At 66.2% G+C, this 441-nt stretch carries 1 protein-coding gene; it reads right to left on the bottom strand.

Annotation, left to right across the window (positions count from 1 at the left end):
• A partial coding sequence (locus AB0C16_RS40625; protein ID WP_357691540.1) for a pyruvate kinase occupies positions 1-373 on the bottom strand: 373 nt, incomplete at its 3' end.
• Between the last annotated feature and the right edge of the window lie 68 nt (positions 374-441).

Here is a 441-nt window from a genome sequence, read left to right as displayed (position 1 = left end):
CGTTGATCAGGATCGGGTCGCCCTTGGTGACGTCGCCGGGCAGACCCTTGTAGGTCGTGCCGCAGATCGACTTGTCGCCGGGGACGTCCTCGGAGGTGATGGTGAACTCGTCCCCGCGGACCAGCTCGACCGGGCCCTCGGCGAACTTCGCCAGCCGGATCTTGGGGCCCTGGAGGTCGGCGAGCACGCCCACCGCGCGGCCGGTCTCGGCGGCCGCCTTGCGGACACGGTCGTAACGGCCCTGGTGTTCCTCGTGGGTGCCGTGACTGAAGTTGAAACGGGCCACGCTCATGCCGGCCTCGATCAGAGCGACGAGCTGCTCATGGGAGTCGACGGCGGGACCGAGGGTGCAGACGATTTTGGAACGGCGCATGAGGCGGATCCTATCGGTTTGTTTCGCTGCGGAATATTCCGTCTGGTGGAAGATACAAAGGGGCGCGG

The organism is Nonomuraea sp. NPDC048916 (assembly GCF_040649575.1).
Taxonomy (GTDB): Bacteria; Actinomycetota; Actinomycetes; order Streptosporangiales; family Streptosporangiaceae; genus Nonomuraea.
This window is presented reverse-complemented; position numbering and strand designations above follow the sequence as displayed.